Source organism: Streptomyces sp. NPDC047982 (assembly GCF_043204165.1).
Lineage (GTDB): Bacteria > Actinomycetota > Actinomycetes > Streptomycetales > Streptomycetaceae > Streptomyces.
Genome location: NZ_JBIDBS010000004.1, coordinates 107,223 through 121,283 on the forward strand (window position 1 = coordinate 107,223; position 14,061 = coordinate 121,283).

A 14,061-nucleotide genomic window follows, 5' to 3' on the forward strand; every position below is an offset into this window, starting at 1 on the left:
CCGGCCGCCCGCGCGGTCCCGTTCCTCCGAGCCCCGACCGCGCCCGACAGCCCCGACAACACCGACAGCCCAGACATCTCTCGCCAACCCTCGACACCCCGGAGCCCGTGATGCCCGCCGCATCGTCCAGAACGACCGCCGTCACCGCCGTAGTCGCCGCCGCGCTCGCGGCGGGCCTGCTCACCGGCGCTGCCACCACCTCCGCCTCCGCCGCCTCCGCCACTTCTCCGCACTCCTCCGATTCCTCCACCCCAGCTTCCGGCTCCCCCGCCGACGGCCCGGTCAGCATCCACGACGTCCAGGGCTCCACCCGCATATCCCCGCTCGTCGGGCGACAGGTGAGCGGTGTCACCGGCATCGTCACCGGGGTGCGGACGTACGGCTCCAAGGGCTTCTGGTTCCAGGAGCCGCGCCCGGACGCCGATCCGGCCACCAGCGAGGGCGTCTTCGTCTTCACCTCGTCCGCGCCGACCGTCGCGGTCGGCGACGCGGTCACGGTCTCCGGCACCGTCACCGAGTACGTCCCGGGCGGCGCCGCATCGGGCAACCAGTCGCTCACCCAGATCAGCAGGCCCACCATCGAGGTCGTGTCCTCCGGCAATCCGCTGCCCTCGCCCGTGACGATCTCCGGGCGCTCGGTCCCCTCCCGGTACGCGCCGGCCGGCGACCCGGCGGCGGGCGGCTCCATCAACGCGCTCCCCCTCGCTCCCTCCCGCTACGCCCTGGACCACTACGAGTCCCTGGAGGGCATGAATGTCCGGATCGGTTCCTCGCGGGTGGTCGGCGCCACCGACCCGTACTCCGAACTGTGGGTGACGGTGAAGCCGTACGAGCACGCCAACCGGCGCGGCGGCACGGTCTACGGCTCGTACGACGCGCAGAACACCGGCCGGCTCCAGGTCCAGTCGCTGGTGCCGCTCGCCGAGCGCCCCTTCCCGGCCGCCGATGTCGGTGACGTGCTGTCCGGCACGACCGAGGGGCCGCTCGACTTCAACCAGTACGGCGGCTACACGCTGACCGCCCGCACCCTGGGAGAGGTCACCGGCAAGGGCCTGCGCCGGGAGACCACCCGCAAGCAGCGCCGCGGCGAACTGGCTGTGGCGACGTACAACGTCGAGAACCTCGACCCGGCCGATCCGCAGGAGAAGTTCGACGCGCTCGCCGCCGCGGTGGTGAACAACCTCGCCTCGCCCGACATCGTCGCGCTGGAGGAGATCCAGGACGACAACGGCCCGAAGGACGACGGCACGGTCTCCGCGGACCGCACCGTCACGAAGTTCGTCGACGCGATCGTGGCCGCGGGCGGTCCGGCGTACCAGTGGCGTTCCGTCGACCCGCAGGACAAGAAGGACGGCGGGCAGCCCGGCGGCAACATCCGCCAGGTGTTCCTCTTCAACCCGGAGCGGGTGTCGTTCACCGACCGCGCGGGCGGCGACGCCACGACGGCGACCGACGTCGTGCGGGAGCGGGGCCGGGCCGCGCTGACCCACTCCCCCGGCCGGATCGACCCGGCGGACGCGGCGTGGGAGAACAGCCGCAAGCCGCTCGTCGGGGAGTTCGTCTTCCGCGGCCGCACGGTCTTCGTCGTCGCCAACCACTTCGCGTCCAAGGGCGGCGACGAGTCCCTGGTCTCCCACCACCAGCCGCCGACCCGTTCGTCCGAGGTGCAGCGGCACGCACAGGCCGCAGCCGTCAACGCCTTCGTCAAGAAGCTGCTGAGCGTCCAGAGGAACGCGGACGTACTGGTCGTCGGTGACATCAACGACTTCGAGTTCTCCGGTACGACCAAGGCGCTCACGGCCGGTGGCGTGCTCTCCCCGGCCATCGAGTCGCTGCCGCGCGCGGAGCGCTACTCCTACGTCTACCAGGGCAACAGCCAGGTCCTCGACCAGATCCTGACGAGCCCGTCGGTCGGCCACTTCGAGTACGACAGCGTGCACATCAACGCCGAGTTCGCCGCGCAGAACAGCGACCACGACCCGCAAGTGCTCCGCTTCCGTCCGTGAGCCGGGGCGGGACCGCGCCGACGCGTGCCCGATCGCGCGCTTCCGCCCGCGCGCCCGCCCCACACGCTGTGCGCCCGTCCTCGGCGCGATGCCGAGCGCGGGCGCGTAGGGGCGTCGTCCGCCCGAAGGGCGGGGCCCGCGGCGTCCGGTGCGGCGCATCGCCAGGCGGAGGGCCGTCCCCGTACGGGGCGTACGCGGACGATCCCGACAACGTGGCGAGCCGCGTCAGGCGTCGCGGGCCGGACGGGACTTTCGAAACACGCCCTAGTTGTGGCTGTGCAGGATGTCGTTGAGACCGTCCCACACCGCGTTGTTCGGGCGGGCCTCGACGGTGCCGGTGACCGAGTTGCGGCGGAAGAGGATGTTCGAGGCGCCGGAGAGCTCACGGGCCTTGACGATCTGGCCGTCCGGCATCGTGATGCGGGTGCCCGCCGTGATGTACAGCCCGGCCTCGACGACGCACTCGTCGCCGAGCGCGATCCCGACCCCGGCCTCGGCGCCGATCAGGCAGCGCTCACCGATGACGATGCGCTCCTTGCCACCTCCGGAGAGGGTGCCCATGGTGGAGGCGCCGCCGCCGATGTCGGAGCCGTCACCGACCACGACGCCCGCGGAGATCCGGCCCTCGACCATCGACGTGCCGAGGGTGCCCGCGTTGAAGTTGACGAAGCCCTCGTGCATGACGGTGGTGCCGGGGGCCAGGTGCGCGCCGAGCCTGACCCGGTCGGCGTCGGCGATACGGACGCCCTTCGGAGCGACGTAGTCCGTCATCCGGGGGAACTTGTCGACGGAGGTGACCTGGAGGTGCAGGCCGTCGGCGCGGGCGTTCAGCCGCACCTTCTCCACGTCGTCCACGGCGACCGGGCCGAGCGAGGTCCAGGCGACGTTGGAGAGCAGCCCGAAGAGGCCGTCCAGGTTCTGGCCGTGCGGCCGGACGAAGCGGTGCGAGAGGAGGTGCAGACGCAGGTACGCGTCGTGGGCGTCGAGCGGCTTGTCGTCGAGCGAGGCGATGACCGTGCGCACGGCGACGATCTCGACACCGCGGCGGGCGTCCACACCGATGGCCTTGGCAGCACCCGCGCCGAGGAGGTCGACGGCCTGGTCCGGGGTGAGCCGCTCGGTTCCGGCCGGGCCGGGGGCGTCGGCGAGTTCGGGGGCGGGGAACCAGGTGTCGAGAACGGAACCGTCGCCTGCGACGGTGGCGAGGCCGGCGGCGACGGCGCCGGTGGTGCGGGGAGAAGTCGTATCGCTCATGCACGAAACCTAACCGCGCATGCGTGATCGGGGCCAACCGGCCTCGGCCGGTGGTCGGGGCATCCCCCGGAAAGCCGCGCCCGCTCCTCTGCCGGGGCCTCCGAAGGCCCGGATCCCCACCGAGTCTCCTGCGGGGAACCGACCAGGACATCACGGTTCCCCGCAGTCGATCCGGGCGACGGACCGGGCGGCTGCCGACGGGCCGGTCAGCCGACGACGCGCCCCAGCATCTCCCGCGCGTACGCCTCGTCGTACTCCCCACCGGTCAGCAGCACCTGCAGACAGATCCCGTCCATCAGCGCGATCAGCGCACGCGCCGTGGCCGGATCCGTGCGCCGGGACAGCAGCTCGGCCGTGCCGTCGGTCCACTCGGCGGCGACGGGCCGCAGCGCGGGCCTGCGGAGCGCGGCGAGGTACAGCTCGTACTCCAGCTCCGCGCGCCCCCGCCCGCCACGGAAATACTCCCCCAGCAGCCGGGCCAGCTCCTCGGCTACGTCGGCCGCGGGATCGGCGAGCGCCCGGCTCTCCCGCATGACCTTCGCGAAGTTCTCGTTCGACCGGCGCAGCGCGGCGATCAACAGCTCGTCCAGCGAGGCGAAGTGATAGGTCGTCGAGCCCAGCGGCACATCGGCCTCGGCGGCGACGGAGCGGTGGCTGAGGCCCGCGATGCCCTTGGCGCCGACCACGCGGATCGCGGCGTCGATGATGCGGTCACGCCGCTCGGGGTCGTAACGACGGGCCATCAGTGAGCCCCGCCCAGATTCAGCACCACCACTCCGGCGATGACGAGCGCTATGCCCGCGAGCTTGACCGGGCCGCCGGACTCCCCCATGAAGAGGATGCCGATGGCGGCGACCGCGGCGGTGCCGATGCCGGCCCAGATCGCGTAGGCGGTCCCCACCGAGAGCGTCTTCAGCGCCCGGGCGAGCAGCGTGAAGGCGGTGAGGTAGCCCACGAGGGTGATCAGCGAAGGCCAGAGCCGGGTGAAGCCCTGGCTGTACTTCATCGCCGTCGTGCCGGCGACCTCGGCCACGATCGCCGCGGCAAGCAGTCCGTAACCCATGTGTACGAGTGTACGCATCGGCGTCCTTCCCACGGTACGACGACTTCTCGCCGACCGGGAGGCTACGGTGTCCCGACCGGGGCGCGGACGGCGACGACGGACACGACACATGACGGAGCAGCGGTGACGCAGGACGCAGGGTGGGGTGGCGGGGCGCCGTACGGCGGAGCACCCTACGGGGGACCGCAGGGGTGGGGTGGCTGGATGCCGCCCCCGAAGCCAGGGGTGATACCCCTGGCGCCCCTGAGGATGGGGGACATACTCGGGGGCGCCTTCAGCACGACGGGCCGCTGCTGGAAGCAACTGCTCGGGGTCGGCGGGGCCGCGTACGGCGGGACGCTGGCCGCCGTGGCGGTGACGGCCCTGATCGCGTACGCGGCGGCCGGTGAGCACCTGCGCCGACTCCTCTCGCTCAGCGCCGACGAGGACCCGGCGCCGGGCGATCTCGTGCCGGTTCTGACCGGCCTGGGCGCCGTCTGGATGATCGGCGTGGTCACGTTCGTGCTGGCGACGGCCGTGGTCTACGCGGCGGTGCCCGCCGTCCTCCAGGAAGCGGTACTGGGCAGGCCGACGACCTTCTCCGCCGTCTGGCGCCGGGCCTGGTCCCGCGTACCGGCGGTGATCGGGACGGTGATCCTCATGTCCCTGGTCGTGATGGTGCCCGTCGTGCTCGCGGTGGTCGGCTTCTTCGGCCTCGTGGTCGGTCTCATGGCCAGTGCGATCGCTCCGGCGGACAGTGCCGGCGGCGCCGTGCTGTGGAGCGCCTTCGGTCTCCTGGGCGCCCTCGCCACCGCTCCGCCGGCCGCCTGGCTCTGGGTGAGGTTCAGCCTGGCCCCCGCGGCGGTGGTCTTCGAGGGGCTGCGCCCGGTGGCGGCCCTGCGCCGCTCCGCCCAGCTCGTGCGCGGCGACTGGTGGCGGATCTTCGGGATCAGCCTGCTGGCCTTCGCCATGGCCGCGGTGACGAGCTACATGGTCCAGATGCCGTTCTCGTTCCTCGGCATGTTCTCGGGCGTCATCGGCGGTGCGACCCTCGACGAGGACCCGAACCCCGCCTCGGTGGTCCTCGCCATGAGCGGCTACATGGTGCTCATGATGCTGGGGCAGATGGTCGGCCAGTTCATCTCGGCGACGTTCCCCCAGCTCGTGATCGGGCTCCTCTATGTCGACCGGCGCATGCGTACGGAGCACCTGGGCCCGGCCCTGGCCGAGGCAGCGGCCGCGCCGATGCCGTACGGCTCGTACGGCCCGTAGCGCTCGAGGTGGCCCGGGGCCGGTGTTCCTCGCGCGTCTGACCGGCCCCCCGGCCCGGCTCGCCCCGGGCCGCCGCCGGGGCCTGTCGTCCTGTCAGCCGCCGACGGTGAACCGGACGGCGCGGGACTTCATCCATGCGGCGTGGTGGAGGTCCCCCGCCTCCGTCCCGTCCCCGTACAGGTCGGCCGATCCGAAGTCCGTGACCAGTTGGACGCGGGCGCCCGGCACCATCAGGTCCGGGGCGTCGACGACGGCCTCCCAGCCGCCCGGGTCGCCGGTGGGCAGGTCCGGCCGCTCCACGGGGGCGCGGGCGGCGCCCCCGTCCCAGCCGGTGGAGGGCGTACGGGTCGGAGTCGTCGTCGCCCAGGAAGGGCCACGCTCTGGTACTGGTCGGCGGAGTCTTCCGGACGTCGCGGATACCGAGCCCCGGGACCGGGCGCCACGACAGTGCTGTTGCGAGCGCATCGCACCTGGTCACAGGGCGTATGACGGCCGTAGCCGCAATCGAATCCGTGTGCCACCGTGAACTGCATGAAGGGGCATCGGCACACTCACGCGCATGACCACCACGCGCACGGGCAGGGCCCCGGGCAAGGGCACCACGGCCCCGGCCACACACACGCGCACAGCGGGTCCGAAGACCGGCCCGGTCACGACGTCTCCCCTACGGCGCGTCTGCGGTCTCGGCTCGCGCATCTCGTCACGCCGCACGGCCACGAGGCCGCCGACAAGGTCGACACGGCGATGGAAGCCTCCCGCGAGGGCATGCGCACGCTGTGGATCTCGCTGGTCGTCCTCGGTGCCACCACCGTCGCCCAGGGCGTCGTCGTCGCCCTGTCGGGGTCGGTGGCCCTGCTGGGCGACACCGTCCACAACGCCGCCGACGCGCTGACCGCCGTCCCGCTGGGGATCGCCTTCCTCCTCGGCCGACGGGCGGCGAACCACCGCTACACCTACGGCTACGGCCGGGCGGAGGATCTGGCCGGCGTCCTCATCGTCGCGACCATCGCCGCGTCCGCCGTCCTGGCCGCTTGTGCGGCGGCGGACCGGCTGCTCCATCCCCGCGACGTCACCCACCTGTGGGCCGTCTCCGCCGCCGCGCTCGTCGGTTTCATCGGCAACGAGTGGGTGGCCCGCTACCGCGTCCGCACGGGGCGCCGTATCGGCTCCGCCGCACTGGTCGCCGACGGCCTGCACGCCCGGACCGACGGATTCACCTCGCTGGCCGTCCTGCTGGGCGCGGGTGGCGCCGCGCTCGGCCTGCCCGCCGCCGATCCGGTGATCGGCCTGCTCATCGCCCTGGCCATCCTGTGGGTCCTGAAGGATGCCGCCCGCGAGGTCTGCCGGCGTCTGATGGACTCCGTCGACCCCGGCCTCGTCACCACCGCCCACTGCGCCCTGCGCGGCGTCGACGGCGTACGGGACACCGGGCGGGTACGCATGCGGTGGATCGGTCACGAGCTGCGGGCCGAGACCGAGGTCGTCGTCGATCCAGGGCTGAGCGTCGTCGAGGCCCACCGCATCGCCGTCGCCGCCGAGCACGCCCTCATCCACGCCGTGCCCCGGCTGACCGCGGTGACCGTGCACACGGACCACACACCCGTCGCAGGAGACCCGCACGCCGCCCTCGACCACCACACCGCCTGCCACGTCGCACGGCCCCCGGTGAACCGGGGGCCGTGCGACGGTACGAATGCCACGTGACGCGGCGCCTGCGAAACGGTGGGATCAGACGTTGAAGCCCAGCGCGCGCAGTTGTTCGCGCCCATCGTCCGTGATCTTGTCCGGACCCCACGGCGGCATCCAGACCCAGTTGATCCGCAGCTCGTTGACGATGCCGTCGGTCGCCGACTTCGCCTGGTCCTCGATGACATCGGTCAGCGGACAGGCCGCCGACGTCAGGGTCATGTCGAGAGTGGCGATGTTGGCGTCGTCGATGTGGATGCCGTAGATCAGCCCCAGGTTGACGACGTCGATGCCCAGCTCGGGGTCGACGACGTCGTACAGGGCCTCGCGGACCTCCTCCTCGGAGGCCGGCTTGGTCACCGGGGCCGCCTCTGCGGCCACCTGGGTCTCCTCGGAAGTCACCGTGTTCTCGCTCATGCCGTCTTCCCTTCGGACAGTGCCTTCGCCGTCGCGTCCTTCCACGCCATCCAGCTCAGCAGCGCGCACTTCACGCGGGCCGGGTACTTGGAGACGCCGGCGAACGCGACCGCGTCCTCCAGCACCTCCTCCATCGCGTCGTCCGGCTCCAGCTGGCCCTTCGACTGCATCAGCTCCAGAAAGGTCTCCTGGATCTTCTGCGCCTCGCCCAGCTCCTTTCCGACCAGCAGGTCGTTCAGCACGGACGCACTGGCCTGGCTGATGGAGCAGCCCTGACCCTCGTACGACACGTCGACGATGGTCTCGCCGTCGTACTTCACCCGGAGAGTGATCTCGTCGCCGCACGTCGGGTTGACGTGGTGCACCTCGGCGTCGCCGTCCCGCAGGCCACGCCCGTGGGGGTGCTTGTAGTGGTCCAGGATCACTTCCTGGTACATGGAATCAAGCTTCACCAGTCGACCTCAGCCGCTCGTCCCTCATCCGAAAAAGTTCCGTACGTGCTCCAGGCCGTCCACCAGGGCGTCGACCTCGGCGGGCGTGGAGTACAGATAGAAAGACGCTCGCGTCGTCGCGGGAATTCCGTACCGCAGACACACCGGCCGTGCGCAGTGGTGTCCGACCCGGACCGCGATGCCCTGCTCGTCCAGCACCTGGCCCACGTCGTGCGGATGGATGTCCCCGAGCGTGAAGGAGATCGTGGCGCCGCGGTCCTCGGCCGTCGCCGGGCCGATGATCCGGAGGTCGGGTACCTCCAGCAGCCGCTTCACCGCGTACTCGGTGATCGCCTGCTCGTGTCGGTGGATCTTCTCCATGCCGATCGCCGAGAGGTAGTCCACGGCCGCGCCGAGGCCGACGGCCTGCGCGATCGGGGGCGTACCGGCCTCGAACTTGTGCGGCGCGGGGGCGTACGTCGACGAGTGCATCGAGACGGTCTCGATCATCTCGCCCCCGCCGAGGAACGGCGGCAGGTCCTCCAGGAGCTCCTGCCGTCCCCAGAGCACGCCGATGCCGGTCGGGCCGACCATCTTGTGGCCGGTGAAGGCCACGAAGTCGGCCTGGAGCGCCTGCACGTCGAGCACCATGTGCGGGGCCGCCTGCGAGGCGTCGATGCAGACCAGCGCGCCGACCTGCTGGGCACGGCGGACGATCTTCTCGACCGGGTTGACCGTGCCCAGGATGTTCGAGACCAGCGTGAAGGTGACGATCTTCGTCTTCTCGGTGATGATCTCGTCGATCTTGGACAGGTCGAGGCGGCCGTCGTCGGTGATGCCGAACCACTTCAGCTTCGCGCCGGTGCGCTGCGCGAGCAACTGCCACGGCACGATGTTGGAGTGGTGCTCCATCTCCGTGGTGACGATCTCGGTGTCGCGGTCCACCCGGTAGGGCTCGTCGGCCCAGCCGAGCATGTTGGCCACGAGGTTCAGCGACTCGGAGGCGTTCTTGGTGAAGATCACCTCGTCGCGGCTGGGCGCGTTGATGAACGCGGCGACCTTGTCACGGGCGCCCTCGTACAGCGCCGTGGCCTCTTCCGCGATCGTGTACACGCCGCGGTGCACATTGGCGTTGTGCCGCTCGTAGTACTCGTTGAGCGCGTCGAGGACCTGGCGCGGTTTTTGCGAGGTCGCGGCGCTGTCCAGGTAGACGACCTTCTTCCCGTCGTGGACCGTGCGATCCAGCAGGGGGAAGTCCTTGCGGATCGCCTCGGTGTCGAGGAGGCCCGGCAGCTGTGTCACGCGGAAGCGCCACCCTTCACATACGCCTCGTAGCCCTCGTTCTCCAGCTTGTCGGCGAGCTCGGCGCCGCCGGACTCGGCAATGCGGCCGTTGGCGAAGACGTGCACGAAGTCGGGCTTGATGTAACGGAGGATCCGCGTGTAGTGCGTGATCAGCAGCGTGCCGACCTCGCCGGTCTCGCGGACCCGGTTGACGCCCTCGGAGACGATCCGCAGGGCGTCGACGTCGAGACCGGAGTCGGTCTCGTCGAGGATCGCGACCTTCGGCTTGAGCAGCTCGAGCTGGAGGATCTCGTGGCGCTTCTTCTCACCGCCGGAGAAGCCCTCGTTGACGTTGCGCTCGGCGAAGGCCGGGTCCATCTGGAGCCGCTCCATGGTCTCCTTGACCTCCTTCACCCAGGTGCGCAGCTTGGGCGCCTCGCCCCGGATGGCGGTGGCGGAGGTGCGCAGGAAGTTGGAGACCGAGACGCCGGGGACCTCGACGGGGTACTGCATCGCGAGGAACACGCCGGCGCGGGCGCGCTCGTCGACGGTCATCGCCAGGACGTCCTCGCCGTCCAGGGTCACCGAACCGCCGGTGACCGTGTACTTGGGGTGACCCGCGAGCGAGTACGCGAGGGTGGACTTGCCGGACCCGTTGGGGCCCATGATGGCGTGGGTCTCACCCCTCTTCACGGTCAGGTCGACGCCCTTGAGGATCTCCTTCGTGGCGTTGTCGGCCTCGACGGTGACGTGCAGGTCGCGGATTTCAAGCGTTGCCATGGGTGACTCAGGACTCCTGGGTGACGGAGACGAGCACATCGTCCCCTTCGATCTTGACGGGGTATACGGGGACGGGGCGCGTCGCCGGAAGGCCGGACGGCTTGCCGGTGCGGAGGTCGAAGCTGGAGCCGTGCAGCCAGCACTCGATCATGCAGTCCTCCACCTCTCCCTCGGACAGTGAGACGTTCGCGTGCGAGCAGATGTCGTTGATCGCGAACACCTCGCCCCCGGTACGGACGACGGACACCGGGACGCCGTCGAGCTCCACCCGCTTCGGGGTGTCCTCTTCCAGCTCGCTGAGCGTGCACACTTTGACGAAGGCCATCAGACGGACGCCCTCAGCTCGGTCTCGATCTTCTCGAGCAGCCGCGCCTCGACGTCCGGCAGGCCGATCTGCTGGACGAGTTCGGCGAAGAAGCCGCGGACGACGAGCCGACGGGCCTCCTCGGCAGGAATGCCGCGCGCCATCAGGTAGAAGAGCTGCTCGTCGTCGAAGCGGCCGGTCGCGGAGGCGTGGCCGGCACCGACGATCTCACCGGTCTCGATCTCCAGGTTCGGCACCGAGTCGACGCGCGCGCCGTCCGTGAGGACGAGGTTGCGGTTCATCTCGTAGGTGTCGGTGCCCTCGGCGGCGGCCCGGATCAGCACGTCGCCGATCCACACCGCGTGCGCGTCGTCGCCCTGGAGCGCGCCCTTGTAGGCGGCGTTGGACTTGCAGTGCGGGGTGTTGTGGTCGACCAGGAGGCGGTGCTCCTGGTGCTGGCCCTTGTCGGTGAAGTACAGACCGAACAGCTCGGCCTCGCCTCCGGTGCCCGCGTAGCTGACGCGCGGGTGGAGGCGGACGAGGTCGCCGCCGAAGGTGACGACGATCGACTTGAACGAGGCGTCCCGGCCGACCAGGGCGTTGTGCTGGCCGACGTGGACCGCGTTCTCGTCCCAGTCCTGCACGGAGACGACGGTCAGCTTCGCCCCGTCGCCGAGGACGTAGTCCACGTTGGCGGCGAGCACCGCGTCACCGGTGTGGTCGATGACGACGACGGCCTCGGCGAAGGCTCCCAGCTCCACGACCTGGTGGCCGAAGGCCACGCCGCCCTCGCCGTGCACCGCGATGCGGATCGGCTCGGTGAGCACGGCCTCCTTGGGGACCGTGACCACGGACGCCTGCTCGAAGGACGAGTACGCCTGGGCGGCGACGCGGTCCACCGGGGTGCCGGCCCGGCCGAGCCGGGAGTCGTCGCGGCCGACGGTCTCGACCGTGACCCCTTCGGGGGCCTCGATGGCGACCTTGACACCGCCGCCGGCGGCCACCGCCGTGCCGTCGTGCAGTCCGCGCAGCCGGTCCAGCGGCGTGAACCGCCACTCCTCCTCACGGCCGTGCGGGACCGGGAAGTCCGCGACATCGAAGGACGGCGGGGCGCTCATGCGCGTGGCGACGGTCGACTCGGCGGCCACCGCGATGGAACCGGTGGTGGTGGATCCCGCCGGAGGGGGTCCCCCCGCTCGAGCGGAGCCGAGAGTGGGGGAGTTCTGAGCCTCAGCCATGGCTGTCGTAGTGCTCGCTTTCTCAGTGAAGTGTCCGGGGATTCGGTCGTCGGGCCGGGTCAGCCGACCGAACCCTCCATCTGCAGCTCGATCAGCCGGTTGAGTTCGAGCGCGTACTCCATCGGCAGTTCCTTGGCGATCGGCTCGACGAAGCCGCGCACGATCATCGCCATCGCCTCGAACTCCGTCATACCGCGGCTCATCAGGTAGAAGAGCTGGTCCTCGGAGACCTTGGAGACGGTCGCCTCGTGCCCCATGGAGACGTCGTCCTCACGGACGTCGACGTACGGGTAGGTGTCGGAACGCGAGATCGTGTCGACCAGCAGCGCGTCGCAGAGCACGTTCGACTTCGCGCCCGGCGCTCCCTCGCCGATCTCGATCAGACCGCGGTAGGAGGTGCGTCCGCCGCCCCGCGCCACCGACTTGGAGACGATGTTGGAGGAGGTGTTCGGCGCCATGTGGACCATCTTGGCGCCGGCGTCCTGGTGCTGACCCTCGCCCGCGAAGGCGATGGACAGGGTCTCGCCCTTGGCGTGCTCGCCCATCAGGTAGACGGCCGGGTACTTCATCGTGACCTTGGAGCCGATGTTGCCGTCGACCCACTCCATGGTCGCGCCCTCGTAGGCCACGGCGCGCTTGGTGACCAGGTTGTAGACGTTGTTCGACCAGTTCTGGATCGTCGTGTAGCGGCAGCGGCCGCCCTTCTTCACGATGATCTCGACGACCGCGGAGTGCAGCGAGTCCGAGGAGTAGATCGGGGCGGTGCAGCCCTCGACGTAGTGGACGTACGCGTCCTCGTCGACGATGATCAGCGTCCGCTCGAACTGGCCCATGTTCTCGGTGTTGATACGGAAGTACGCCTGGAGCGGGATGTCGACATGGACGCCCTTGGGCACGTAGATGAACGAGCCGCCGGACCACACGGCCGTGTTCAGCGAGGCGAACTTGTTGTCGCCGACCGGGATGACGGTGCCGAAGTACTCCTTGAAGAGCTCGGGGTGCTCCTTCAGCGCGGTGTCGGTGTCGAGGAAGACGACGCCCTGCGACTCCAGGTCCTCGCGGATCTGGTGGTAGACGACCTCCGACTCGTACTGCGCGGCGACGCCCGCGACCAGGCGCTGCTTCTCCGCCTCCGGGATGCCGAGCTTGTCGTAGGTGTTCTTGATGTCCTCGGGCAGGTCCTCCCAGGACTCCGCCTGCTTCTCCGTGGACCGCACGAAGTACTTGATGTTGTCGAAGTCGATACCCGACAGATCGGAGCCCCAGGTGGGCATGGGCTTCTTGTCGAAGAGCCTGAGGCCCTTGAGGCGCAGCTTCAGCATCCACTCGGGCTCGTTCTTCTTCGCGGAGATGTCGCGGACGACGTCCTCCGAGAGCCCGCGCTTGGCCTCGGCGCCTGCCGCGTCGGAGTCGGCCCAGCCGTATTCGTACCTGCCCAGCCCCTCGAGTTCGGGGTGGACGGTCTCCGTGGGGAGCGTCATGCGGGGTTCCTCCCGGCCTTGCTTGCAGATGCTGAATGGGTGGTCTTCGGTGCTGTGCGGCGACCGCTGCGCGGGATGTACGTCGTGCACACCTCGTCGCCGTGGGCGATGGTGGCCAGACGCTGCACATGCGTGCCGAGGAGGCTGGAGAAGAATTCCGTCTCCGCCTCACACAGCTGCGGATACCGCTCGGCGACATGAGCGACCGGGCAGTGGTGCTGGCACAACTGCTCGCCCTGCTGCGGGCCGGGCGCGCTACGCGCCGTAGCAGCGTACCCGTCGGCGGACAAGGCCCTGGCCAACGCCTCGGTGCGCGAACCGGGGTCCGCGGCCTCGACCGCCGCCCGGTACGCCTCGGCCTGGGCCGCGATCCTGGCCCGGGCGAAGGCGGCGACCGCGGCCACTCCCGAGGTCTCGGCGATCCACCCCAGGGCGTCAGCGGCGAGCTTGTCGTAGGACTGGTCGAAGGCGTCCCGGCCACAGTCGGTCAGGGCGAACACCTTGGCCGGGCGGCCACGCGTCCGCGCCCCGTAGACCCGCTGCTCACGGGCCTCGACGACGCCGTCCGACGCGAGGGTGTCGAGGTGGCGGCGGACCGCGGCCTGGGTGAGACCGAGGCGCTTCGCCAGCTCGGCGACGGTGGACGGGCCGTGGTCCAGGATGGAGCGCGCGACCCTGTTGCGCGTCGAACGCTCGCCGGTCGCGAGTTCCTCCTGGGGTGTCTCCCGCTTGGTCTCGCCGTTTTTCACAACGCCATTGTTGCGTAATTAATCCGGCCCTGACAACCACGGTCCGGAACGATCTACGGTGCGTTTCATCACTTAGGGTCACCTAATCCAGCCCGGAACCGGCCCTGGATCCGGGCTC

The 14,061-nt window shown here is 70.3% G+C and carries 15 protein-coding genes; 3 read left to right on the forward strand and 12 right to left on the reverse strand.

Features of this window, described 5'->3' with window-relative positions; genetic code table 11:
* The first annotated feature begins 110 nt into the window (after positions 1-110).
* A complete protein-coding gene (locus tag ACGF2V_RS06030; protein WP_362703755.1) occupies positions 111-2,006 on the forward strand; it encodes an endonuclease/exonuclease/phosphatase family protein in 1,896 nt (631 codons plus the stop codon).
* A gap of 264 nt (positions 2,007-2,270) precedes the next feature.
* Here the strand turns inward: ACGF2V_RS06030 and dapD are convergent, their stop codons facing one another.
* The 3 genes from dapD to ACGF2V_RS06045 form a co-directional block, all read right to left on the reverse strand.
* A complete protein-coding gene (gene dapD, locus ACGF2V_RS06035) occupies positions 2,271-3,260 on the reverse strand; it encodes a 2,3,4,5-tetrahydropyridine-2,6-dicarboxylate N-succinyltransferase (protein WP_362703757.1) in 990 nt (329 codons plus the stop codon).
* Between the two features lie 206 nt (positions 3,261-3,466).
* Complete coding sequence (locus tag ACGF2V_RS06040) at positions 3,467-4,003, reverse strand: TetR family transcriptional regulator (protein ID WP_362621407.1); 537 nt, start codon at positions 4,001-4,003, stop codon at positions 3,467-3,469.
* A complete protein-coding gene (locus tag ACGF2V_RS06045) occupies positions 4,003-4,323 on the reverse strand; it encodes a multidrug efflux SMR transporter (RefSeq protein ID WP_362621445.1) in 321 nt (106 codons plus the stop codon). The genes ACGF2V_RS06040 and ACGF2V_RS06045 overlap by 1 nt, the downstream gene beginning before the upstream one ends.
* Positions 4,324-4,572: 249 nt before the next feature.
* Between ACGF2V_RS06045 and ACGF2V_RS06050 the strand changes: the two genes are divergently transcribed.
* Positions 4,573-5,574, forward strand: a complete 1,002-nt coding sequence (locus tag ACGF2V_RS06050) for a hypothetical protein (protein WP_362703760.1) — start codon at positions 4,573-4,575, stop codon at positions 5,572-5,574.
* 93 nt (positions 5,575-5,667) lie between these two features.
* Here the strand turns inward: ACGF2V_RS06050 and ACGF2V_RS06055 are convergent, their stop codons facing one another.
* On the reverse strand, positions 5,668-5,874 hold the full coding sequence (locus tag ACGF2V_RS06055; protein ID WP_362621409.1) for a hypothetical protein: 207 nt from the start codon (positions 5,872-5,874) through the stop codon (positions 5,668-5,670).
* A gap of 231 nt (positions 5,875-6,105) precedes the next feature.
* On the opposite strand from ACGF2V_RS06055, the gene ACGF2V_RS06060 reads away from it, so the two are divergent.
* Entirely contained in the window at positions 6,106-7,278 is a 1,173-nt protein-coding gene (locus ACGF2V_RS06060; RefSeq protein WP_362621410.1) for a cation diffusion facilitator family transporter, read from the forward strand.
* A gap of 24 nt (positions 7,279-7,302) precedes the next feature.
* Here ACGF2V_RS06060 and ACGF2V_RS06065 read toward each other — a convergent pair whose 3' ends face one another.
* Genes ACGF2V_RS06065 through ACGF2V_RS06100 form a run of 8 tightly spaced genes read right to left on the reverse strand, consistent with a single transcriptional unit; the run spans position 7,303 to position 13,943 of the window.
* The gene (locus ACGF2V_RS06065; RefSeq protein WP_362621411.1) at positions 7,303-7,677 is read right to left on the reverse strand and encodes a metal-sulfur cluster assembly factor; all 375 of its coding nucleotides are present in this window, start codon (positions 7,675-7,677) and stop codon (positions 7,303-7,305) included.
* Entirely contained in the window at positions 7,674-8,129 is a 456-nt protein-coding gene (gene sufU / locus ACGF2V_RS06070; protein ID WP_093899506.1) for a Fe-S cluster assembly sulfur transfer protein SufU, read from the reverse strand. The genes ACGF2V_RS06065 and sufU overlap by 4 nt, the downstream gene beginning before the upstream one ends.
* A 24-nt stretch (positions 8,130-8,153) precedes the next feature.
* Complete coding sequence (locus ACGF2V_RS06075) at positions 8,154-9,410, reverse strand: cysteine desulfurase (RefSeq protein ID WP_362621414.1); 1,257 nt, start codon at positions 9,408-9,410, stop codon at positions 8,154-8,156.
* A complete protein-coding gene (sufC, locus tag ACGF2V_RS06080) occupies positions 9,407-10,171 on the reverse strand; it encodes a Fe-S cluster assembly ATPase SufC (protein WP_362621415.1) in 765 nt (254 codons plus the stop codon). The genes ACGF2V_RS06075 and sufC overlap by 4 nt, the downstream gene beginning before the upstream one ends.
* Before the next feature lie 7 nt (positions 10,172-10,178).
* Complete coding sequence (locus tag ACGF2V_RS06085) at positions 10,179-10,496, reverse strand: bifunctional 3-phenylpropionate/cinnamic acid dioxygenase ferredoxin subunit (RefSeq protein ID WP_362703762.1); 318 nt, start codon at positions 10,494-10,496, stop codon at positions 10,179-10,181.
* Positions 10,496-11,713, reverse strand: coding sequence for a Fe-S cluster assembly protein SufD (sufD, locus tag ACGF2V_RS06090; RefSeq protein ID WP_362703765.1), 1,218 nt, complete (start codon positions 11,711-11,713; stop codon positions 10,496-10,498). The genes ACGF2V_RS06085 and sufD overlap by 1 nt, the downstream gene beginning before the upstream one ends.
* A gap of 59 nt (positions 11,714-11,772) precedes the next feature.
* Positions 11,773-13,194, reverse strand: a complete 1,422-nt coding sequence (gene sufB / locus ACGF2V_RS06095; protein WP_362621418.1) for a Fe-S cluster assembly protein SufB — start codon at positions 13,192-13,194, stop codon at positions 11,773-11,775.
* Positions 13,191-13,943, reverse strand: a complete 753-nt coding sequence (locus ACGF2V_RS06100) for an ArsR family transcriptional regulator (RefSeq protein WP_362621419.1) — start codon at positions 13,941-13,943, stop codon at positions 13,191-13,193. The genes sufB and ACGF2V_RS06100 overlap by 4 nt, the downstream gene beginning before the upstream one ends.
* Between the last annotated feature and the right edge of the window lie 118 nt (positions 13,944-14,061).